16 protein-coding genes and 2 riboswitches are annotated in these 21,405 nt (G+C 64.2%); of the genes, 13 read left to right on the top strand and 3 right to left on the bottom strand.

The genetic code is table 11. The features are described 5' to 3' along the window. The first annotated feature begins 41 nt into the window (after window positions 1-41). Window positions 42-250, top strand: a riboswitch (cobalamin riboswitch). 111 nt (window positions 251-361) lie between these two features. The 6 genes from ACIP1G_RS20755 to ACIP1G_RS20730 all read left to right on the top strand — a co-directional run bounded on the left by ACIP1G_RS20755 (window position 362) and on the right by ACIP1G_RS20730 (window position 8,374). Next, window positions 362-2,488, top strand: coding sequence for a TonB-dependent receptor (locus ACIP1G_RS20755; RefSeq protein WP_400740368.1), 2,127 nt, complete (start codon window positions 362-364; stop codon window positions 2,486-2,488). Between the two features lie 208 nt (window positions 2,489-2,696). Beyond that, entirely contained in the window at window positions 2,697-3,863 is a 1,167-nt protein-coding gene (locus ACIP1G_RS20750) for a DUF1624 domain-containing protein (RefSeq protein WP_400740367.1), read from the top strand. Window positions 3,864-3,891: 28 nt separating this feature from the next. Then, a riboswitch (cobalamin riboswitch) is annotated at window positions 3,892-4,091 on the top strand. Window positions 4,092-4,201: 110 nt separating this feature from the next. Beyond that, window positions 4,202-5,212, top strand: a complete 1,011-nt coding sequence (locus tag ACIP1G_RS20745) for an ABC transporter substrate-binding protein (RefSeq protein ID WP_400740365.1) — start codon at window positions 4,202-4,204, stop codon at window positions 5,210-5,212. Continuing rightward, entirely contained in the window at window positions 5,212-6,228 is a 1,017-nt protein-coding gene (locus ACIP1G_RS20740; RefSeq protein WP_400740363.1) for a FecCD family ABC transporter permease, read from the top strand. Before ACIP1G_RS20745 ends, ACIP1G_RS20740 begins: the two co-directional genes overlap by 1 nt. Further along, a complete protein-coding gene (locus tag ACIP1G_RS20735) occupies window positions 6,225-7,013 on the top strand; it encodes an ABC transporter ATP-binding protein (RefSeq protein ID WP_400740361.1) in 789 nt (262 codons plus the stop codon). Before ACIP1G_RS20740 ends, ACIP1G_RS20735 begins: the two co-directional genes overlap by 4 nt. Window positions 7,014-7,030: 17 nt before the next feature. Beyond that, complete coding sequence (locus ACIP1G_RS20730) at window positions 7,031-8,374, top strand: OprD family porin (RefSeq protein ID WP_400740359.1); 1,344 nt, start codon at window positions 7,031-7,033, stop codon at window positions 8,372-8,374. A 138-nt stretch (window positions 8,375-8,512) separates the two neighbouring features. Here the strand turns inward: ACIP1G_RS20730 and ACIP1G_RS20725 are convergent, their stop codons facing one another. After that, entirely contained in the window at window positions 8,513-8,836 is a 324-nt protein-coding gene (locus ACIP1G_RS20725; protein ID WP_400740358.1) for a hypothetical protein, read from the bottom strand. A 121-nt stretch (window positions 8,837-8,957) separates the two neighbouring features. Continuing rightward, entirely contained in the window at window positions 8,958-9,455 is a 498-nt protein-coding gene (locus tag ACIP1G_RS20720) for a GNAT family N-acetyltransferase (RefSeq protein ID WP_400740356.1), read from the bottom strand. A gap of 131 nt (window positions 9,456-9,586) precedes the next feature. Here ACIP1G_RS20720 and ACIP1G_RS20715 point away from each other — a divergent pair, with 131 nt between their 5' ends. The 7 genes from ACIP1G_RS20715 to ACIP1G_RS20685 all read left to right on the top strand — a co-directional run bounded on the left by ACIP1G_RS20715 (window position 9,587) and on the right by ACIP1G_RS20685 (window position 18,116). Then, window positions 9,587-10,066, top strand: coding sequence for a hypothetical protein (locus ACIP1G_RS20715; RefSeq protein WP_400740354.1), 480 nt, complete (start codon window positions 9,587-9,589; stop codon window positions 10,064-10,066). 59 nt (window positions 10,067-10,125) lie between these two features. Further along, window positions 10,126-11,697 (top strand): diguanylate cyclase, encoded by a 1,572-nt coding sequence (locus tag ACIP1G_RS20710; protein WP_400740352.1) that lies wholly within the window; start codon window positions 10,126-10,128, stop codon window positions 11,695-11,697. Between the two features lie 246 nt (window positions 11,698-11,943). After that, the gene (locus tag ACIP1G_RS20705) at window positions 11,944-12,720 is read left to right on the top strand and encodes a ParA family protein (RefSeq protein ID WP_400740350.1); all 777 of its coding nucleotides are present in this window, start codon (window positions 11,944-11,946) and stop codon (window positions 12,718-12,720) included. Between the two features lie 217 nt (window positions 12,721-12,937). Beyond that, on the top strand, window positions 12,938-13,348 hold the full coding sequence (locus ACIP1G_RS20700; protein WP_400740348.1) for a DUF2946 family protein: 411 nt from the start codon (window positions 12,938-12,940) through the stop codon (window positions 13,346-13,348). Between the two features lie 68 nt (window positions 13,349-13,416). After that, window positions 13,417-15,567, top strand: a complete 2,151-nt coding sequence (locus ACIP1G_RS20695) for a TonB-dependent receptor (RefSeq protein WP_400740346.1) — start codon at window positions 13,417-13,419, stop codon at window positions 15,565-15,567. A 418-nt stretch (window positions 15,568-15,985) separates the two neighbouring features. Then, window positions 15,986-16,627, top strand: coding sequence for a hypothetical protein (locus tag ACIP1G_RS20690; RefSeq protein WP_400740344.1), 642 nt, complete (start codon window positions 15,986-15,988; stop codon window positions 16,625-16,627). A gap of 151 nt (window positions 16,628-16,778) precedes the next feature. Then, the gene (locus ACIP1G_RS20685) at window positions 16,779-18,116 is read left to right on the top strand and encodes an MFS transporter (protein WP_400740342.1); all 1,338 of its coding nucleotides are present in this window, start codon (window positions 16,779-16,781) and stop codon (window positions 18,114-18,116) included. A gap of 132 nt (window positions 18,117-18,248) precedes the next feature. Here the strand turns inward: ACIP1G_RS20685 and ACIP1G_RS20680 are convergent, their stop codons facing one another. Further along, the gene (locus ACIP1G_RS20680; RefSeq protein ID WP_400740341.1) at window positions 18,249-21,395 is read right to left on the bottom strand and encodes an efflux RND transporter permease subunit; all 3,147 of its coding nucleotides are present in this window, start codon (window positions 21,393-21,395) and stop codon (window positions 18,249-18,251) included. Between the last annotated feature and the right edge of the window lie 10 nt (window positions 21,396-21,405).

Below are 21,405 nucleotides of genomic sequence, written 5' to 3'. Positions count from 1 at the left end.
CATCACCCCTGCAAATTTGACCCACCCGCATTTCAATGGTCAGATGCGCGCCAGTTTCAGGTGTCCTGCGCCGCCGCGCGCAGGGTGAAACGGGAAGCCGGTGCGTCGTGTTACCCACGACAAGTCCGGCGCTGCCCCCGCAACGGTAAGCGAGCGAGCCCTTCGAGATACCACTGTGCACACGCATGGGAAGGTGAAGGTTTCATGCCCCTCGCAAGCCCGGAGACCGGCCTGAAGCGTCACTTGGCAACCCGCGGTGGGCGGGCGCAGGCCGGTATCCGTGCGCGCGCCTGCCTGTACGGAACGCCTCCTTTGCGTGTTTTCCACCGGGATCCAATCATTCCTGCAGCAGTGGAACGACATGTCCCGTATGTTCAAGCTTCACCCCCTGGCGGCCTGCCTGGCCGTCGCCCTGCCGGCCTTGGCCGATGACCGTGATCCACAGCCCCTGGCCCTGCCTTCCACGGCCATCACCGATACCTTCGACAGCCGCGACATCAATCTGGCCACGCCGACCCAGGCCGGCTCGCGCCTTGGCCTCAGTGCCTTGGAAACACCGGCCAGCACCAGCAGCATCAGCGCCGAGCAGATCCAGCAGCGCAACAACCTCACCGTGCAGGACGCGGTGACCCGTTCGCCGGGCATCACCTTTGTCGGCTCCCCGGGCGATGGCGGTACAGGCTTGTCCGCTCGCGGCTTTGCCGGCCACAGCTCGGTGATGACACTGTTCGACGGCGCCCGCCTGTTCACCGGTGCCGGCACCCAGACGTTCCCGGTCGACCCGTGGATGGTCGAGCGCATCGACGTGATTCGCGGCCCGGCCTCGGTGCTGTACGGTGAAGGTGCCACCGGCGCGGTAATCAATGTGATCCCGAAAAAGCCGTTTGCCGGCGAGGTGCGCAACCACCTGCGCCTGGGCTACGGCTCGTGGGACCGCCAGCAGCTGGGGCTGGACAGCGGCGGCAGCCTCAGTGAACGCCTCAGCTACCGCCTGACACTGAACCAGCAGGCCGGCAACGGCTGGGTAGACCGCACCACCTCGCGTAGCCTGGCCCTGAGTGCCGCGCTGCGCTTCGATGCCAGTGACGACCTCAGTTTCACCCTGGCCCATGACCGCGGTGAGGCACAGCCTGCCAACTACTACGGCACCCCGCTGATCGACGGCCACTACCGCAGCAGCCTGCACAAGAAAAACTATAACGTGCAGAACGACGTACAGCGTTACGACGACGAGTGGACCAGGCTGACCACCGACTGGGCGCTGAACGACCACGTCAGCGCCAGCAACCAGCTGTACTACATCAAGAGCCGCCGCCACTGGCGCAATGCCGAGAACTACGACTGGGATGCCGAACACCAGCAGCTACAGCGCGGCAGCTACCTGGAAATCAAGCACAACCAGGAGCAGTTCGGCGACCGCCAGACGTTCACTTTCGACCACACGCTGTTCGGCCTGGCCAGCAAGACCGTGCTCGGCACGGAGTACAACAAGGTGCGTTTCAACGTCGACAGCAACGCCCCCTACGATGATGTCGGCGGCGACTACATCGACCCGTGGCAACCACAGCCGGGCGGGTTCCACAGTGCCTCGCCGTTGCGCCCGCAAACCCTGTCCACCACCCACAGCTTTGCCCTGTTCGCCGAAAACCGTCTGCAGTTGAGCGAGCGGCTGTCACTGGTAACCGGCGTGCGCCGCGACCAGCACCACATCGACCGCGACAACCTGACCGACGACAGCCGCAGCGACCGCAGCCTGCAAGGTGGCAACTGGCGCGTCGGGCTGGTGTTTGCGGTTACCGACGACCTGTCGCTGTATGGCCAGTACTCCACCAGCGAGGACGGGGTCGACAATCTGATCAGCCTCAGCCCGAGCCAGATGCACTATGACCTGACAGAAGCGAAGCAGACCGAGGTCGGACTCAAGCAGCGCTTCTGGGAGGGCCGTGGCGAATGGACCTTGGCGGCCTACCACATCGTCAAGAAGAAGCTGCTGGTGGCCGACCCGATCACCCACGAGCCGCAACAGGCCGGCCAGCAGACCTCCGACGGCCTGGAGGCAACCCTGGAGCTGGCGCTGGCTCACCAGTGGCAGGTGTCGGCCAACGCATCGCTGGTGCGCGCCAGGTATGACGACTTCGCCGAAATGGTCGGCGGTGTTGCGCAGGACCGCGCGGGCAACCGGCCGGTCAACGTGCCGCGGCGTACCGCCAACCTGTGGCTGAGCAAAGGCTTCGGGCAGCAAGTAGAGGCCGGCATTGGCGCGCGCTATGTGGATGAGCGCTATGCCGATACCGCCAATACCCAGAGCGCCCCCGGATACACCGTGGTAGATGCCAACATCGGCTGGCAGGTGTTACCGGATGTGCGGCTGGGGTTGCAATTGAACAACCTGTTCGACCGTGAGTATGTGCAGTCGGCGTTCAGCGGGCAGCAGTGGCTGATGGGGATGCCACGGTCGTACTTTGCGACGGTGGATTACAGCTTCTGACCTGAGCCGGCCTGTGCCGGCCTCTTCGCGGGTAAACCCGCTCCTACAAAGGACAGCGTCTATCTCAATGCCTGTGCTGTACCTGTGTAGGAGCGGGTTTACCCGCGAAAGGGCCGGCACAGGCAAACACAAAAACCGCTACCAACCCCTCACCATTTAGTTATAAGATAACGTTTCACTTGACATCAATTCCCATCAGCGACCCTCCATGACAAGCGCCAGCGCCACCCCTACCCTGCTTACCCAGCGCCTGCAGAGCATCGATGCCCTGCGCGGCCTGGTAATCCTGTTCATGCTCCTGGACCACGTCCGCGAGACCTTCTTCCTGCACCGCCAGGTCAGCGACCCGATGGCCATCGACACCACCGAGCCGGCGCTATTCGTCAGCCGCACCCTGGCCCACCTGTGTGCGCCGGTGTTCGTCCTGCTGACCGGCCTGTCGGCCTGGCTTTACGGCGAGAAACACCAAGGCCGTGGCGATGTTTCGGCGTTCCTGTTCAAGCGCGGGCTGTTCCTGGTGGTGCTGGAGTTCACCCTGGTCAACTTCGCCTGGACCTTCCAGTTGCCGCCCAGCGTGATCTACCTGCAAGTGATCTGGGCCATCGGCGTCAGCATGATCGCCCTGTCGCTGCTGGTATGGCTGCCACGCGCCGCGCTCCTGGCCCTGGGGGCGGTCATCATCGCTGGTCACAACCTGCTCGATGGCCTGCACTTTGGTGTGGAATCGGCGCTGCACGTACCGTGGGCGATCCTGCATGACCGAGGCTGGCTGGCGTTCTCCGAAAACCTGCGGCTGCGCACGTCCTACCCGGTGCTGCCGTGGATCGGTGTCATCGCCCTGGGTTACGGCCTGGGCCCCTGGTTCACCCGTGGCAGCGAGGCCGACCAACGCCAGCACCGCCTGCTACTGGCGGGGCTGCTCGCGCTGTTGGGCTTTGTCGTACTGCGCATGCTCAACGGCTACGGTGAAGCGCCGTGGAGCGGTTACCCAACCTTCACGCAAACCCTGATGAGTTTCTTCAACATCACCAAATACCCACCTTCGCTGCTGTTCCTGGCGCTGACCCTGGGCTGTGGCCTGCTGTTACTGCGCGCCTTCGAGCGTGCCGGCCAGGCGCGCTGGATCAGCGCCCTGGCAGTATTCGGTGCGGCACCGATGTTCTTCTACCTGCTGCACCTGTATGTACTGAAGCTGCTGTACCTGGCCTGCGTGGCGCTGTTCGGCCGCAACCATGGCGACTACTTCGGCTTCGATGGCATTGCTGCAGTGTGGCTGGGCGCCGTGCTGCTGGCGGTGTCGCTGTACCTGCCAGTGCGCTGGTTCGCCCAACTGAAGCAGCGCCGCCGCGACATCGGCTGGCTGAAGTACTTCTGAAAAGCGTTTTCACCCGGCGGCGCGATGGTCTACCATGCGGGCCGCCGGTTTCCACCACGGAATTAATAGGGAATCCCGGGCCCGTCCTTTCGGGCCAATCGGAACTGCCCCCGCAACTGTAGGTGCCGAGCCTGCTCCATCAATGCCACTGGGTGTAACTGCCCGGGAAGGCCGGAGCCGGGCCGTGACGCACCAGTCAGGAGACCTGCCGGCCTACATTCACCAACCGGCGGGGTGTCCGGGATTGGCCATCAGTGTTGCCCCTGCAGCCAGCGGGGGCTCGGCGATGCCTGTCCGTGCGTTCCTCACCAGAACTGTCCGATAGGAGATCGCCCCGCATGCTACCCCGCTTCGCCACCCTGCTCGCCGGCCTCGGCCTCACCGGCCTGGCCCAGGCCGCCGCTACCCAATACCCGCTCACGGTCGACAACTGCGGCAAACCGCAGACCTTCGCCCAGGCGCCGCAGCGCGCCGTCACCATCGGCCAGGCCGGTACCGAGATGCTCTATGCACTGGGCCTGGGCGACAAGCTGTCGGGCACCTCGCTGTGGTTCAACAACGTGTTGCCCGAGTACCGGGCAGTAAACGCCAAGGTACCGCGCCTGGCCGACAATGACCCAAGCTTTGAGGCTGTAGTGGGCAAGCGTCCGCAACTGGTGACCGTACAGTTCGAATGGATGGTCGGCGCCCAAGGCGTGGTCGGCACCCGCGAGCAGTTCGATGAGCTGAAGATCCCCACCTACCTGCTGCCCTCGGACTGCGAAGGCAAGGACAACCTGGTCGGTGCCGACGGCACCCGGCTGCAGGCGTTCCAGGTAGGCAGCATCTACAAAAGCGTCAGCCAGCTGGCCGAAATCTTCGACGTGCAGGCGCGCGGCACGGCGCTGAACGCCGAGCTCAAAGGCCGCCTGGACAGCGCCAAGGCGCAACTGGCCGGCAAGGACCTGTCGGCCACTTCGGCACTGTTCTGGTTCTCCAGCGCCGACCTCGACATCGACCCGTATGTGGCGGGCCGCCAGGGTGTCGCCGATTTCATGCTGCGCACCCTCGGCGTGCGCAATGTGGTCGAGTCCAGCGAAGAGTGGCCAACCGTAGGCTGGGAAACTCTGGCCAAGGCCAACCCGACCTGGCTGATCATCGCCCGCATGGACCGCCGCCGCTTCCCCGCCGACGACTACCAGAAGAAGCTGGAATTTCTGCGCAGCGACCCGGTCACGCGCAACATGGACGCGGTGAAGCACGACCGTATCATCATCCTCGACGCCGACGCCATGCAGGCCGGCATCCGCCTGTTCCGCGGCGTGCAGACACTGTCAGCCGCCTTCGCCAGTGGTAAAGCAGCCCAGTGATGATTCGCCTGTTACCCTGCATTGCGCTTGCCCTGGCAGCCCTGTTGGCCGCCCTGCTGGCCGGTACCGCCATCGGCGAAACCAACCTGTCGCCCAGCGTGGTCGGCCAGGTGCTGGCCAACCACCTGTGGCAGGCCGGCTACCCGGTCGACCCGATCGACGCCGGCATCGTCTGGAACTACCGCCTGACCCGCACCCTGGTCGCAGCGGCCTGCGGTGCTGGCCTGGCCACCTGCGGCGTGATCCTTCAGGCGCTGTTGCGCAACCCCTTGGCCGAGCCTTACCTGCTGGGCTTGTCTGCCGGCGCCTCGACCGGCGCGGTACTGGTTGGCCTGCTGGGCGTGGGCAGCCTGGCCTTGAGCATGTCCGCCGGGGCCTTCATCGGCGCCGTGGCCGCATTCGCTCTGGTGCTGGTGCTGGCCCGCGCGGCTGGGCCCAGCAGCAACAACGCCCAGGTGATCCTCGCCGGTATCGCTGGCTCGCAATTGTTCAACGCCTTGACCGCGTTCCTGATCACCAAGTCGGCCACCGCCGAGCAGGCGCGCGGTATCCTGTTCTGGCTGCTGGGCAACCTTAGCGGCGTGCGCTGGCCTTCGGTGTGGCTGGCCGTGCCGGTGGTGCTGTTCGGCTTGCTGGTGTGCCTGTGGTATCGCCGCGCGCTGGATGCGTTCACCTTCGGCACCGATTCGGCGGCCTCGCTGGGCATCCCGGTGCGGCGCACCCAGTTACTGCTGATCAGTTGCGCGGCGCTGGTGACGGCAGTGATGGTGTCCATCGTCGGCGCCATCGGTTTTGTCGGGCTGGTGATCCCGCATGCCCTGCGCCTGCTACTCGGCTCCGGGCACAGCCGCCTGCTACCCGCCAGCGCGCTGGGTGGGGCGCTGTTCCTGATTGCCGCTGACATCCTTTCGCGCACGCTGATCACCGGCCAGGTGATCCCGGTAGGGGTGGTTACCGCGCTGATCGGCGCACCGGTCTTCGCGCTGATTCTGGTCAGCCGTCGGGGGCGCCCATGACGGTCATGACCGCAGTACAGATTCCGCCATTGAGCTGCCAGGGCCTGAGCCTGCAACTGGCCGGCAATAGCGTGCTCAGCGATATCGACCTCAGCGTTGTTGCCGGTGAAACCCTCGGCATCGTCGGCCCCAACGGTTCTGGCAAATCCTCACTGCTGAAGTTGCTGGCGGGCCTACGCAAGCCAGCCTGCGGTAGCGTGCAGCTGCTGGGCGAACCACTGGCACAAATGCCCCGCCGCCGTGTTGCCCAGGCCTTGGCGCTGGTGGAGCAGCAGGCCGACACCCTCGATGCGATCAGCGTGTTCGACGCCGTTGCCTTGGGCCGCACGCCGTGGCTCTCGGCGCTGGCACCGTTCGCCAAGGAAGACCGCGAAATCGTCGAGCAAGCCCTGGCCGACCTCGATGCCTTGCACCTGCGCACGCGCCTGTGGGGCTCGCTGTCCGGTGGCGAGCGCCAGCGCGTGCACATCGCCCGCGCCCTGGCGCAGCGGCCGCAGGTGCTGCTGCTGGACGAGCCGACCAACCACCTGGACATCCAGCACCAGCTGAGCCTGTTGCAACAAGTGCAGGCCTTGCCGGTGACCACCCTGGTGGCCCTGCACGACCTCAACCAGGCGCTGACCTGCGACCGCGTCGCGGTGCTCGACAAAGGCCGCCTGGTCGCCCTCGGCAAACCGTGCGAGGTGCTTACCCCCGAGCGCCTGCTGAGCACCTTCGGCGTCCACGCCCGCTATCTCACCGACCCATTCGACGGCGCGCGCATCCTGCGTTTCCGCGCCCCCTGAACCAGGAAGTTCTGCCCATGCTGTTGCGCCCTGCCGCCCTGCTGCTTGCCAGCGCCCTGCATGCCCCGGCTGCGCTGGCCGACGCTGCCCAGTCGCACAGCAACGGTTTTATCGAAGATGGCAGCTGGAGCATCCTCAATCGCAGCGTGTTCGACCAGCGCGACTACAAGCACGGCGGGCGCAACAGCGCTGCGCGCAATGCCTACAAGCCGCGCAGCGAGCGTAATGGCATGGCCGAAGAATGGGCTTATGGCTTGATGGGCACCTTCCAGTCCGGTTTCACCCAAGGGCTGATCGGTGTCGGGGTTGATGCCCACGCCTATCAGGGCGTGCAACTCGACAGTGGCGGTGGGCGCGCAGGCAAAGCGCGCCTGCTCGGGGTCGATAATGACGGGCACCCGAAAAACGAATACAGCCGCGCCGGCGCGGCGCTGAAACTGCGCATGTCCAATACCGTGCTGTCCTACGGTGAACAACGGGTCAAGACCCCGGTGTTCAGCTCCTCCGACAGCCGCCTGCTGCCCGAGACCGCCACCGGCTTTTTCCTCACCAGCAACGAATTCGACACGCTCAAGCTGGTGGCCGGGCACTTCAACGAAAGCACCGACCGCAACGCCTCCAGCCATGACCAGGGCTTTGTGGTGAACTACTCCAACGGCCGCCAGGGCAACAGCTTCGACCTGGCCGGTGCAGTGTGGAACCCAAGCGCCGCCTTCAGCGGCAGCCTGTATACCTCACGCTACGAGGACAGCTGGAACCAGCACTACCTGGGCAGCACCCTCAGCCATGCGCTGGATGACCAGCGCAGCGTAAGCCTGGACCTCAACCTGTACCGCACCAGCGACACCGGCAAGGCGCTGTCCGGGCGTATCGATAACACCACCTGGAGCCTGGTCTCGCGCTACAACCAGGGGCCACACGGCTTCAGCCTGGGCTGGCAGCAAGTGCACGGCAACACGCCATTCGACTACGTGACGCGGGGGGCGATTTACATTGCCAACGCGGTGCAGATGTCGGACTTCAACGCACCGAACGAAAAGTCGTGGCAGGCACGTTATGACCTGAACATGGGCGCCTACGGGGTACCGGGGTTGAACCTGACGGCGTTGTATGTGCGCGGGTTCGATATCGATGGCACGCATGTCGACCCTGATGGCGGGTATGCGTATCTGGGCTATGGCAAGGGGGGCAAGCACTGGGAACGCGACCTGGAGGCACGCTATGTGGTGCAGAGTGGCAAGGCCAGGGGCACCACGTTCTCGCTGAGGCATAACGTGCATCGCGGCAACACAGCGCAGGCGGAGCTGGATGGGGACCAGATTCGGTTGGCGGTGGATTGGCCGTTATCGGGTGGGTTCTGATAGACCGCGTTGCCGGGGTTGGGGCTGCTTTGCAGCCCATTCGCGGCACAAGGCCGCTCCCACAAGAGACCCGCTTACACTGACCCTGTGGGAGCGGCCTTGCGTCGCGAATGGGCCGCATAGCGGCCCCATGGTCTGTCAGGCAACCGAGCTGCCAGCAGGCAGCAACCCCCACTCGATCCGCTCCTGCGCACTCATCGCCGCCACCACCTGGGCAAACGTGCGATCCAGCTCTGAGCTGACATTGCCAAATACCCTGTAATTGGTCAGCAAATAGCGCTTCACCGCCCTCGGCCAACGGCGTTCCTTGTGCGCCGCATTGATGATGCCTTTGGCGTCATGGTAGGTCGCCCCACGCCACAGTTCTATCAACCTTTTTTCAAAATCAGCAAAGGTCCACAGGTCAGTGCGGTCTTCGAATTCATCCAGCAGTTTGAGTTTGTACAGGGCCATGTATGGCATCGTGAGCCTCCCTTGGGTGCATTGAAAATCCGTGCACGGTCAAAGGTATGCAAGCTGGCCGGGGTTTTAAATGAACACGTCGATCACGCCAGAACTATCGTTGTAGGCGCTTTCCTACAGGTCAGCGCAATCGTAACTGCATGTGCGTGGTCTGCCAGAGCGGGTCCGGTTCCACATCCACCACCGCAAACCCTTGCCGTTCCCAGAACGCAATCGCACCCGGCAGAAACGGATGCGTATGCAGGTACAGGCAGCCGATGCCCGCCTGCACCGCGCGCTCGCGCAATGCACTGAACAACGCCGCTGCCAGGCCATGCCTGCGGTAGGCCGGCAGCACGAACAGGCGCACCACTTCGACCACCTGCTCAGCGTGATAATCAAGTTGGGAAAAACGGTGGTCATAGGGCAGGTAACCGATCACCGCGACCAGTCGCCCGCCATCGCGGGCCTCCAGGAAGCAGCCCTCACCCTCCAGGTAGGTTTCGGCGAATTGTGCCAGGTCACGCGGCAACGGCGCGTTGGCGAGCATCGGGAACAGCTGGCGACGGGCGCTGTCGACAAACGCCAGCACTTCGGCAGTGGCATCGCGTGTCACAGGTTGCAGAGTCCAGTTCGGCATCAGGCAGTTGGCAATGGTTGGGAGGCCAAGGTTCTACCGCAGCGGGCCGCTCAAGGCAAATCACGGGGCTCGTCGTGGCCTGGCGTACATCGGTATAATCGGCAGTCGTCACTGCCCGACCAGGCCACGCCATGCCTCGCTTCCAGAAGTTGCTGTTACCGCTGTTGCTGATTGCCGCCCTCACCGCCTGCGACCAGAAACCCTCCCGTGAAGAACAGATCCTCGCCCAGCTGCCGCTGCAGGATGCCTACACGCACAACATCGAACGCATGGCCGAGCTGCTCGGCCGCACGCACCCGCAGCTGTCGCAAGCCACCATCCAGAATGTGCTGCGCAAGCACCTGACGGTCGAGGACCAGCGCCAGGACCTGTTCCGCCTGTACAGCGAAAAGAACTTCAGCGACGCCGAGTTCGCCACCATCGTCGCCGCCACCCAGGACCCGGCCAAGGCCCGCGCCCTGGAAGACACGGAGGACGGCAAGCGCCTGAGCGAAAAGCTCACTGCCCTGATGCGCGAGACTGCCCGCGACGTGAAGGTGCAGGCCCTGGTCGAGCAGCGCATGCAGCAGGTGGAAGACGAGCTTGACGCGCTGGATAAGGCAGGCTCTTGAACGTGGCCAGCAAGGTCACTCCCATTTCGTAGCCCTCTTTCGATCACCCGAGGTCAGGATTGCCACACGCCAAGCACGGATTGCGCCTGGATCTACGTACACTCATTCTGGTGCTGTGCGCCCTTACCGCCGTGGTCATGCTGTGCGCCAGCTATTTCGCCAGCTACCGGGTACAGCGCCAATTGCTGATAGACAACGCCCTGGAAACCAACCGGGTGTATGCGACCAAGCTGGCCAGCATCACCGAGTCCTTCATCGCCAGTGCCTTGCAGCAACTGGCCTTCAGCGCCAGGGTCCAGGGCCGACAGCTGAGCGACGCCGCTGCACTGCAGGAGGAGACCGACCGCGTGCTGGGCCAGAGCATGGCCTTCAATTCCACATTCGTAGTCGATGCCAACGGCACGCTGCTGGCGATATCCCCCACCCCGCTACGCCACCTGGTCGGCACCCACATGCAATCGCCCGGCGCTCAGCAGGCACTGCACGAGCGGCGCCCGTTGGTTTCCACACCCTTCTTGTCGGCAGCCAACAACCTGGTGGTGGCACTGTCACAACCCATTTTCGACAGCAACGGCCGCTACCTGGGGTATGTCGGCGGCAGCCTCTACCTGCGTGAACGCAACATCCTCAACAGCCTGCTGGGCGAGCATTTCCACCAGGACGGCTCGTACCTGTATGTGGTCGATCGCAACCGCCGTTTGCTGTACCACCCCAACAGCCAGCGGGTGGGAACGGTTGTTGAGGGCAACGCGCTGATTGACCAGTTGGCGACACTGACCAGCGGCACCCGACAACTGACCAACAGCCAGGGCGTGGAAGTGCTTGCAGGTTACGCCACCGTCCCCAGTGCCGGCTGGGGCATCGTGGCACAGCAGCCGTTGGCGCAGACGATCATGCCACTGAGCCCGCTGATCCTGAACGTGGTGGGCACTTCCGCCCCCTTGGCACTGGTAGGCTGCCTGCTGCTCTGGTGGCTGGCGATGACCATCGCCCGGCCACTCTGGCAACTGGCCGCCGGCGCCCGCTCGATGGACCGGGTCGGCACCGCCGAGCGCCTGCGTCGGGTGCGGGCCTGGTACTTCGAGGCGGCAGAACTCAAGCGCGCTTTGTTGTTTGGTCTGAATTTGCTGCAGGAGCGCATTGGCCGGCTCAACCGTGATGCCCAGACCGACCCGTTGACCGGCCTCGGCAACCGCCGCAGCCTGGATTTCAGCCTGTCGTTGCTGGAAGCCGAAGGGCGGGCATTTTCGGCCATCGTACTGGATATCGACCATTTCAAACGGGTCAATGACAGCTATGGGCACGAGGTGGGCGACCAAGTCCTGCGCCGGCTGGCAGACCTGATGCGCCGCTGTTGCCGCGAGGGTGACCTGCTGTGCCGTACTGGGGGTGAAGAGTTCCTGATGCTGCTGCCGGGGGCCAGCCTGGAGGTGGCGGCGGCGGTGGCCGAGCGGCTGCGGGTGACGGTGCAGGATACGCCGGTGGAGCCGGTGGGGGCGGTGACGGTTTCGCTGGGGGTGGCGCGCTGGGATGGCGAGGTTGGGAGCGAGCCTGGGGAGGTATTGAGTGAGGCTGACCGGGCGCTTTACCGGGCCAAGCAGGCGGGGCGTAATCGGGTAGCTGTTGCCTGATCGCTTTGTTTCGCCTGAGCCGGCCTATTCGCGGGTAAACCCGCTCCTACATCGACAGCGCTGCCCCGTAGGAGCGGGTTCACCCGCGAAGAGGCCGGAACAGACACCGCATAGCTCAAGGCAAACTCATTGCCACATGAAGAATATGAACTTAACTGGTTGTAACAATCCTTGTCATAAAACTGTCGTGTTCTAGTCATAGGATTGACCCCAACCTGACATTTTCACTTCATGGAAGAGCGTCTCATGCGTCGTGTGGTTTTCAATCAGAAAGGTGGCGTCGGCAAATCCAGCATCGCCTGCAACCTCGCTGCTGCCAGTGCCGCCGAGGACTACCGGACCTTGCTGGTCGACCTCGACCCGCAGGCCAATGCCACCTACTACCTGACCGGCCTGGTCAATGACGCTAATCCTGCCGGCATCGCCGACTTCTTCCGCCAGACCTTGTCGCCGGTCACCGCTGCCGGCAAGAAGCACCGCGTGGCGATCACCGAAACCCGCTACAGCAACCTGCACCTGGTCACCGCCAGCCCCGACCTCAGCGACCTGCAGAGCAAGCTGGAGAGCAAATTCAAGATCAACAAGCTGCGCAAGCTGCTGGTGGAGCTGGGCGAGGACTACGAGCGGATCTACATCGACACCCCGCCCGCGCTCAACTTCTACACTTTCAGCGCGCTGGTGGCGGCCGAGCGCCTGCTGATCCCGTTCGACTGCGACAGCTTCTCGCGCCAGGCCCTGCTCAGCGTCATGGCCGAAGTCGAAGAACTGCGTCAGGACCACAACCCGGCGTTGCAGGTGGAAGGCGTGGTGGTCAACCAGTTCGCCGGGCGCACTGCGTTGCACCAGACCCTGGTCGAGCAGTTGCGCAGCGAAGGCATGCCGGTGCTGCCGGTGTACCTGAGCAGTTCGATCAAGATGCGTGAATCGCACCAGGCCTCGGTGCCGTTGGTGCACATGGCGCCGCGGCACAAGCTGGCGATGGAGTTTGTCGACTTGCTGGATGTGCTAGAGCGGGCAGCCTGAGAGCTGCAGAGTACCTGTGGGAGCGGGTTCACCCGCGAAGAAGCCAACTCGGTACATGGCACCGGCTGCGCCGGTGTTCGCGGCTAAAGCCGCTCCCACAAGAAACCGTGATCTCCTGTAGGAGCGGCCTTGCGTCGCGATGGGCTGCAAAGCAGCCCCAAAATTCTGAAGCCAAAGCGCTACCCGACCGTTCATCGGTGATGGTAGATTCGCCACCATGAAAACCACCCGGCACACTCGCACGCTGACGGCCTGGACGCTCTATGCCAGCGTCCTGTTCAGCCTGTTGCTGTGTGGCCTGCACCATGGCCAGATGGGCGGCCTGCGCCTGGCCGGCCTGGAAGGTGGCTTTTGCTCGGTCAACAGCGAGCACGGCGTGGCCATCGACCTCGATAGCGCCGGCGGCGACCAGCACATGGCCCAGCTCGACTGCCCGGTGTGCTCCTCGTTCGGCCTGGCCGTGCCGCTTGGCAGCGGCGGCTGGTCATTCACCCCGGCGCAAGCCGTGGCCACCTCGCCCATCGTCGTGCGCAGCTGGGCGCAACCGCCGCCGCGCTATCAACGCCCTGCCCTCAACCCCCGCGCCTCCCCCGCCGTCATCCCCGCAGCCGTACCTCATTTCGCCTGACCTCAACCGGGCGCGCCTGGCTGCGCGCTCGCGGTCAGCCATGACCTTTGCGTGGAAGACACACCAACATGCTTCGCAATACCTCCCTGGTGCTCCTCATGGGCACCTGCAGCTATGCCTGGGCGGACGGCGCCCCTGTGGAACTCAGCGCCACCACCATCGACGGTGAGCGCGACGCCGCCAGCGGCGTGCAACTGGACGTGCCGATCCGCACCGGTTCACGCCTGGGCCTCACCGCGCGGGAAACCCCCGCATCGGTCAGCGTCGCCGACCGCCGCCTGATCGAAGAACGGGGCGCCAAGGACAGCCAGGACGTGATCAACGCCATGACCGGCGTCAATGCCTCGGCCAACCCCGGCTTTGGCGGCTTCGTTTCCTACCGCGGCTTCACCCAGAACCAGGTCACCCAGTTGTACAACGGCATCAACCTGGGCTACAGCAGCGCCACCCGTCCGGTGGATGCCTGGGTGCTCGACCGCGTCGAGCTAATCGGCGGGCCGTCGTCGTTCCTGCATGGCGCAGGCGCAGTGGGTGGCTCGATCAACTACATCACCAAGCTTGCCAGCCGCGACCAGCAGATCATTGACGGGCGTATCCGCTATGGCAGTTTCGACGACAGCGAGGTGGCGTTCGGCATCAACCAGGCGCTGGCCAGCAAGCCCGCCGATGCCCGCCACTTCATGCGCCTGGATTTCAGCCGCGGGCACGGCAACGGCTATGTCGACCGCAACGAGCGCAACACCGACAGCCTGGCCTTCTCGCTGCTCAGCGACCTGGCGCCCAACCTTACCCACACCCTGGCGCTGGAGTACCAGGAGGACCGCGAAGACAGCCCTTACTGGGGCTCGCCGATCCTGCCCGGGCGCAGCACGATGAAAATCGACAACAGCCGCCGCTTCGAAAACTACAACGTCGGCGACGGCCGCTACGAGCAGCGGGTGCGCTGGCTGCGCTCGATCCTCGATTACCAGCTCAGCGACAGCACCAGCGTGCAGAACACGCTGTACCACTACAACGCCCAGCGCGATTACCGCAACCTTGAACGCTACGCCTATAGCAGCGATGGCCAGGTACAGCGCAGCAGCCCCTACCTGCAGCGCCACGACCAGAACCTGCTGGGCGACCGCATCGAGCTGCGTCACGACAACCAGCTGTTCGGCCTGGACAGCCAGTGGTCGTTGGGGCTGGATTATTCGCGCATGCGCCAGACCCTCTACCCCACCTCCAGCAGCTGGAGCGATATTGTCGATGCCGATCACTTCGACCCCGGCAGTTTCGATGACATCCCGGGGGTAAATGCCGGCTTGACCAAGCAGCGCCGCCACGAGGTAACCAACCGCGCGGTGTTTGCCGAAAACCGCCTGCAACTCACCGAGCGCCTGGCCCTGCTGACCGCCCTGCGCTACGACTACCTGGACATGCAGGTGACCAACTACGGCGCGGTGACGCCAACCTCGCCGGCGTATTTCGAACGGCGCTGGGAACCGCTGTCCGGTCGCATCGGCCTGACTTATGCGCTGACACCTTCGGCCAGCGTCTACGTACAGTACAGCTCTTCCGCCGATTTGCCGGCCGGCTCGCTGGCAGCGGCGACCTACTCCAACGTCGGGCTGTTCGACCTGTCCAAGGGCGAGCAGTGGGAAGTGGGCAGCAAGTTCGATTTTCTCGACGGGCGCGGTGCGGCCACGCTGGCGCTGTACCAGATCGTGCGCAAGGACTTTGCCGTGCGCGACTCCAACGACGCCAATCTCACGGTCCAGGCGGGGCAGCAGACCTCACGCGGTGTCGAGTTGTCCGGGCGCCTGCAGGTAACGCCGAAGCTGCTGGCCGAGGCCAACTATGCCTACGTCGATGCGCAGTACGATGAGTTCAACGAAGCGGTCAACGGCGTGTCGGTTTCGCGCAAGGGCAATGCCCCGGTGAACGTGCCGGCCAATGTCGCCAACCTGTGGCTGACCTACAGCCTGTCGCCGGCCTGGACGGTGGGTGCCGACGGGCGCTACGTGGGTTCGGTGTATGCCGACAACGCCAACAGCCTCAAGGCCCCGGCCTACACCCTGTTTGGCGCGTTCGCCCGCTACCGCCTGGATGCGCACACCACACTGACCGGCCGGGTGCGCAACCTGACCGACGAGGTGTATGCCAAGCAGGCCTACAACAGCCAGTACTACATGGGGCCGCCACGTACCTTCGAGCTGGCGCTGGACATGCGGTTCTGACGGTCCTGCATAAGAATCCCTGCCAGCATTGATACTTGTAGGAGCGGCCTTGCGTCGCGAAAGGGCTGCGAAGCAGCCCCTCGGTTTTCGCTTTGACGCTGACATCGCCGGGGCCGGGTTGCGGCCCTATCGCGACACAAGGCCGCTCCTACAAGGGCCAGTGCTGGTCAAAAGAGATTTGTAAGACAGTTGCCCGCACAATTCTCCACACAAACCACACAAAACCCCGGACAGGCTGAATGATAATATTCACGCTCATTTCGCCCGGCACGAAGCCGGCGCTCACCGCAAGGAAGTTTCTGTGTTCAGATGGTTTTTTCCAACAGTCGCAGCTGTTGCGCTAATCGCTTTGGCTGGCTGCCAAAGCCGGTCTACCTCCGAGCCAGACCAGCTGGCGCGCCAGGCATTCGTCAGCGACATGCAACAAGTCTTGAAACTGGGCATCGTCACGGCCGATACCGGAAAGCAAATCGGCGTGGTCATGCTCGACGTCACCCTCGACCAGCACTCCGCGCCCATCAGCTGCAAAGCCAGCAAAGCGCCAAAGAAATACGAAATAGCGCTGCCTGCAGAGCTGGTCCGCTCGGACTTCAAGGCACTGGCCGGCATGGTCGAGGCGCAATGCTGGAAAAGCATCTATCCCGTAGTGCCCAAGGCGCTTCGCGAGGCGAACGGTACGGCGCAAGTACGCGCCCCCCTGTTCGTCGTGCTGCCCGGTGCCGCCCAGGCGCCTGACACCGCACGGCGCCAGGCCAATGCCCAGCGGGAGTTCTTCTGGCAACAGCTTTTCCGCGATCAGCCGGTAAACAGCATCGGCAGGGCCTCGCTGTACTACGAGGCGAATGCTCAGGGCAAGGTCCAAGGTTGCCTGGTGCAGATTTATCCCCACCCGAACCGACCCGATGATTTTCGCCTCGATGGCCAACTGCAGGCCGAACTCAACCGCCGCTGCATGGCGCTTGACCTGTTCAGCCTGCCGGGTTTCAAAGCCGATACCGATGGTGTAGCCAAGGGTTACAGCGAGCTCGAGTACGCCCCCTGGAAAGTAGGCCGGCTGTAAACCGCTGCAGCGGTTGATTCAGGTATCCCGAGGTCGCCCTCGACAAAGCGCCTTGCAGCGCCCGGCTATCTACTGGCAAGCACAACAATGATGGCGCGGCCCGACCGCGCCACTTCAATCATGCCTGCCAATGGAACCGGAGAGCACCCGCATGTCAGCACCTCATGAGGTATCCCCCGCCACCCTGCGCAGGGTGATCGCCGCCTCGGCCATCGGCAACTTCGTCGAGTGGTTCGATTTCGCCGTCTACGGCTTTCTCGCCACGCTGATCGCCAGCCAGTTCTTTGCCAGCGAAGACGCCAGCGTGGCCTTGCTCAAGACCTTTGCCGTATTCGCCGTGGCCTTCGCCTTGCGCCCCTTGGGCGGCATCGTGTTCGGCGCCCTGGGCGACCGCCTGGGGCGCAAGCGCATCCTGTCGCTGACCATCCTGCTGATGGCCGGCTCCACCACCCTGATCGGCCTGTTGCCGACCTATGCCAGCATCGGCCTCGCCGCACCGGCGCTGTTGACCTTGGCGCGCTGCCTGCAGGGCTTTTCTGCCGGCGGCGAGTATGCCGGGGCCTGCGCCTACCTGATGGAACACGCGCCTGACGACAAGCGGGCGTTCTATGGCAGCTTCGTACCGGTCTCGACCTTTTCCGCCTTTGCCTGTGCAGCAGTCATCGCCTATGGCCTGGAGGCCAGCCTGTCGACCGAAGCAATGAATGCCTGGGGCTGGCGCATTCCGTTCCTGATTGCCGCGCCGCTGGGGCTGGTCGGCCTGTACTTGCGCTGGCGCATGGAGGAAACCCCGGCGTTCCGTGAAGCCGTGGCCCAAGGCAAGGAGCACGAACACTCGCCACTCAAGGAAACCCTGCGCCACCATGGCCGGGCGATTCGTAACCTGGGGGCGTTCATTTCGCTGACCGCGCTGTCGTTCTACATGTTCACCACCTACTTCGCCACCTACCTGCAACTGGTCGGCAACCTGACCCGTGCGCAGTCGCTGCTGGTAACCACCGTGGCATTGCTGTTCGCCGCCGTTGGCTGCCCGCTGGCCGGGGCGTTCTCGGACCGCGTCGGGCGGCGCAAGACCATCGGTTTCACCTGCTTGTGGGTGATGCTGTGCGTGTTCCCGGCGTACTGGCTGGCCAGCTCGGGTTCGATGTCGGGCGCGCTGCTGGGGGTGATTTTGCTGGCGGTGGGGGCATTGTGCAGTGGCGTGGTCACGGCGGCGTTGCTGTCCGAGAGCTTCCCTACCCGCACCCGCTATACCGCTTCGGCGATTGCCTACAACGTGGCGTATACGCTGTTTGGTGGGACCGCGCCGCTAGTGGCGACCTGGCTGATCGGGCAGACCGGCAGCAGCCTGGCACCGGCGTTTTACCTGGTGGTGATTGCGCTGGTGGCGTTGATCGGAGGGTTGGCGTTGCCGGAGACCTCGCGGATTTCGTTGCATGATAAGGTTGGGGGGGATGGTGTCCGCCAGAGCGTTCATCGCTCGGTCTGAAATTTTGGGGCTGCTGCGCAGCCCATCGCGACACAAGGCCGCTCCTACAGGGGACCGCATCAGTTTCGGCTGACGCGATTCCCTGTAGGAGCGGCCTTGTGTCGCGATGGGCCGCAAAGCGGCCCCAGGATCTCAGCCCTCCTGCACCTCTTCCCGCCGATACGCCCACTGATACAAAGCCGGCAAAACCAACAAGGTCAGCGCCGTAGAAGACAGAATCCCACCAATCACCACCGTCGCCAGCGGTCGCTGCACTTCAGCCCCGGTCCCGGTCGCCAGGGCCATCGGTATGAACCCCAGCGACGCCACCAGCGCCGTCATCAGCACCGGCCGCAAACGGGTCAGTGCACCCTCCTCGACAGCCGCGCGCAACGTGCGCCCTTCCTCACGCAGGCCACGGATAAAGGCAATCATCACCAACCCGTTGAGCACCGCCACCCCCGACAGGGCAATAAACCCCACCCCCGCAGAAATGGACAACGGAATATCCCGCAGCCACAGCGCCAGCACTCCACCGGTCAGGGCAAACGGAATGCCGGTGAATACCAGCAAGCCATCCCTGAGGTTGTTGAACATCATCAGCAACAGTGCCATGACCAACAGCAAGGCCACCGGCACCACCACCTGCAGGCGCTCGGCCGCCGACTGCAACTGCTCGAACTGCCCACCCCAGCGTGTCCAGTAACCGGGCGGAATTTGCACCTGACCAATCAAGGCCTGTTCGGCTTCCTCGACGAACGAACCCAGGTCGCGACCACGCACGTTGGCACTGACCACCACCACCCGCTTGCCATCCTCGCGGCTAACCTGGTTCGGCCCCAGTTGCAGGTTCAGCGTGGCCACCTGCGACAGCGGGATGAAGCCGATTTGCGCAGCACCTGCGGCGGCACTGGCCGGCACCGGAATCAGCAAGCTGGCCAGCCCGTCGACATCGGTGCGCAAGGTTTCGGACAGCCGCACCACCATGTCGAAGCGGCGGTCGCCTTCATACAACGTGCCAGCCGTGCGCCCGCCCACGGCAATGGCGATGGCATCCTGCACATCACCCACGTTCAGGCCATGGCGGGCGGCCTTGTCGCGGTCGATGTCGATGGTCAGCACCGGCAGGCCGGTGGTCTGTTCAACCTTCACCTCGGAGGCACCGGGCACGCCCTGCAAACTGCTGGCGATTTGTGCGGCGGTGCGGTTGAGCACATCCATGTCATCACCGAACAGCTTAACCGCCACATCGCTGCGCACCCCGGAAATCAGCTCGTTGAAGCGCAGCTGGATAGGCTGTGACAACTCGTAGTTGCTGCCCGGTACGCTGGCCGCCGCGCGTTGTACCTCGGCGATCAGCTCATCTCGTGGCTTGCCCGGGTCCACCCATTGCTCGCGCGGGCGCAACATCACGTAGGCGTCGGAAATGTTTGGTGGCATAGGGTCAGAAGCGATCTCGGCGGTGCCGGTACGGGCGAACACCCGCTCCACTTCCGGCACCTGGGCGATGATCGCCTGCTCCAGGCGCTGCTGCATGTCCACCGACTGCGACAGGCTGGTGCCCGGCACGCGCAGGGCCTGCAGGGCGAAGTCGCCCTCGCTGAGGCTGGGGATGAACTCGCTGCCCATGCGGCTGGCCATCACCCCGGACAACAGTACCAGCAGGGCTGCGGCGCTAAATGCCAGCTTGCGCCGGCCCAGTACCCAGGCCAGTACCGGGGCATAGCGCTGGCGCGCCGTGCGCATCACCAGGCCTTCCTCTTCCTTGACCTTGCCGGTGACGAACAGGGCAATGGCTGCCGGCACGAAGGTGACCGAGAGAATCATCGCGCCGAGCAAGGCCATGACCACGGTAAAGGCCATGGGGTGGAACATCTTGCCCTCGACCCCGGTCAGGGCAAAGATCGGCAGGTACACCACCATGATGATCAACTGACCGTAAATCAGCGGCCGACGTGCCTCGCGGGCGGCGGCGAACACTTCATGAAAGCGCTCGGCGCGGGTCAGCATGCGGCCGTGGCGTTGCTGGGCATGGGCCAGGCGGCGGATGGCGTTTTCCACGATCACCACCGCACCGTCGACGATGATGCCGAAGTCCAGCGCGCCCAGGCTCATCAGGTTGGCACTGACCTTGTTGCTGAACATGCCTGTGAAGGTGAACAGCATCGACAACGGGATGACCATGGCGGTGATCAGCGCGGCGCGGATATTGCCCAGGAACAGGAACAGCACGGCAATCACCAGGATCGCGCCTTCGACCAGGTTCTTCTTCACCGTGGCAATGGCTTTTTCCACCAGGTTGGTGCGGTCGTACACCGTCACAGCGACCACGCCCTTGGGCAGGTTGCGGTTGATGTCGACCAGCTTGGCGGCAACCGCCTGCGACACCGTGCGGCTGTTCTCGCCAATCAGCATGAACACCGTGCCCAGCACCACTTCCCGGCCGTTCTCGGTGGCTGCACCCGAGCGCAGCTCTTCGCCCAGGCCCACCTGGGCGACATGGCTGACACGGATCGGCGTGCCGTCGACGCTGGAAATGACGATGTTGGCGATGTCCTCGGCCGAGGCCACCTGGCCGGGCGCACGGATCAGCAACTGCTCGCCATTGCGCTCGATGTAACCGGCGCCGACGTTGGCATTGTTGCGCTCCAGCGCCGCGATCAGGTCGTTGAGGGTGAGCTTATAGGCCGCCAGGCGCTTGGGCTCCGGCGCGATCAGGTACTGCTTGGCATGGCCGCCAATGCTGTTCACCTCGGCCACCCCCGGCACATTGCGCAGCTGCGGCTTGATGATCCAGTCCTGGATCACCCGCAGGTCGGTCGGGGTGTAGGGCGTGCCGTCTTCTTTCAGTGCGCCCTCTTCGGCCTCCACGGTCCACAGGAAAATCTCGCCCAGCCCGGTGGAAATCGGCCCCATGCCCGCCTCGATGCCGTCGGGCAACTGCTCGCGGGCCACCTGCAGGCGCTCGTTGACCAACTGGCGGGCAAAGAACAGGTCGGTGCCATCGTCGAAAATGACCGTGACCTGCGACAGGCCCGAGCGCGACAGCGAGCGGGTCTGCTTGAGCCCGGGCAAGCCGGCCATGGCGGTCTCGATGGCGAAAGTGATGCGCTGCTCGGTCTCCAACGGCGAATAACCGGGGGCGGCAGTGTTGATCTGCACCTGGACGTTGGTGATGTCCGGTACAGCGTCGATCGGCAGTTTCTGGTAGCTGTGGATACCCACCGCGGCCATCAGGACCACGGCCAGCATCACCACCAGGCGCTGCTCGATGGCAAATTGGATCAGGCGTTCGAACATGCAGGTGTCC

This window comes from Pseudomonas sp. NPDC089392 (genome assembly GCF_044749595.1).
Taxonomy (GTDB): domain Bacteria; phylum Pseudomonadota; class Gammaproteobacteria; order Pseudomonadales; family Pseudomonadaceae; genus Aquipseudomonas.
This window is presented reverse-complemented; position numbering and strand designations above follow the sequence as displayed.

Bases quoted from the DNA above. Each gene is read 5' to 3' on its own strand.
- ACIP1G_RS20755 (WP_400740368.1), top strand. From the start codon at position 362: ATGTCCCGTATGTTCAAGCTTCACCCCCTGGCGGCCTGCCTGGCCGTC.
- ACIP1G_RS20750 (WP_400740367.1), top strand. From the start codon at position 2,697: ATGACAAGCGCCAGCGCCACCCCTACCCTGCTTACCCAGCGCCTGCAG.
- ACIP1G_RS20745 (WP_400740365.1), top strand. From the start codon at position 4,202: ATGCTACCCCGCTTCGCCACCCTGCTCGCCGGCCTCGGCCTCACCGGC.
- ACIP1G_RS20740 (WP_400740363.1), top strand. From the start codon at position 5,212: ATGATTCGCCTGTTACCCTGCATTGCGCTTGCCCTGGCAGCCCTGTTG.
- ACIP1G_RS20735 (WP_400740361.1), top strand. From the start codon at position 6,225: ATGACGGTCATGACCGCAGTACAGATTCCGCCATTGAGCTGCCAGGGC.
- ACIP1G_RS20730 (WP_400740359.1), top strand. From the start codon at position 7,031: ATGCTGTTGCGCCCTGCCGCCCTGCTGCTTGCCAGCGCCCTGCATGCC.
- ACIP1G_RS20725 (WP_400740358.1), bottom strand. From the start codon at position 8,836: ATGCCATACATGGCCCTGTACAAACTCAAACTGCTGGATGAATTCGAA.
- ACIP1G_RS20720 (WP_400740356.1), bottom strand. From the start codon at position 9,455: ATGCCGAACTGGACTCTGCAACCTGTGACACGCGATGCCACTGCCGAA.
- ACIP1G_RS20715 (WP_400740354.1), top strand. From the start codon at position 9,587: ATGCCTCGCTTCCAGAAGTTGCTGTTACCGCTGTTGCTGATTGCCGCC.
- ACIP1G_RS20705 (WP_400740350.1), top strand. From the start codon at position 11,944: ATGCGTCGTGTGGTTTTCAATCAGAAAGGTGGCGTCGGCAAATCCAGC.
- ACIP1G_RS20700 (WP_400740348.1), top strand. From the start codon at position 12,938: ATGAAAACCACCCGGCACACTCGCACGCTGACGGCCTGGACGCTCTAT.
- ACIP1G_RS20695 (WP_400740346.1), top strand. From the start codon at position 13,417: ATGCTTCGCAATACCTCCCTGGTGCTCCTCATGGGCACCTGCAGCTAT.
- ACIP1G_RS20690 (WP_400740344.1), top strand. From the start codon at position 15,986: ATGCAACAAGTCTTGAAACTGGGCATCGTCACGGCCGATACCGGAAAG.
- ACIP1G_RS20685 (WP_400740342.1), top strand. From the start codon at position 16,779: ATGTCAGCACCTCATGAGGTATCCCCCGCCACCCTGCGCAGGGTGATC.
- ACIP1G_RS20680 (WP_400740341.1), bottom strand. From the start codon at position 21,395: ATGTTCGAACGCCTGATCCAATTTGCCATCGAGCAGCGCCTGGTGGTG.